We start from the raw sequence: 335 nt of genomic DNA, 5'->3' as shown, positions 1-335 counted from the left end.
GCCGATGATCTGATTGGCCGGCACGCGCGAGTCCGAGCAGCCGATCCACAGATACTCGGGCGCCTGCTGATGCGCGAGGCGCTGGAAGAACTCGGCGTCTTCCGCCAGCTTGCGCTCGACCCAGCTCTGGTTATTCGAGAACAGATGGGCGAGGGGATTGGAAGCGTCGTCGTGGTCGTGATTGGAGTTCATGTTCGATAGTCGATGCAGGGATGCGCGGCCTTCAGGCGCCGGGCGCATCCGTTCGACCGGATGCGCCGAACCGTTCCGGATAGCGGACGCAGAATCGGACATCCCGGTCATAGGGAAAAAAGTCGGCGAGTTCGCCGCGCAGC

At 63.0% G+C, this 335-nt stretch carries 1 pseudogene; it reads right to left on the bottom strand.

The annotated features are described in order from the left end of the window. Window positions 1–192: pseudogene (locus QCE73_RS34055) on the bottom strand (carbonate dehydratase); the annotation flags it as partial. Window positions 193–335 lie beyond the last annotated feature (143 nt).

Source organism: Caballeronia sp. LZ029, from assembly GCF_031451275.1.
In the GTDB taxonomy this organism is placed as follows: domain Bacteria; phylum Pseudomonadota; class Gammaproteobacteria; order Burkholderiales; family Burkholderiaceae; genus Caballeronia; species Caballeronia jiangsuensis.
The sequence above is the reverse complement of the archived record's forward strand: the minus strand, read 5'-3'. Positions and strand labels throughout refer to the sequence as shown.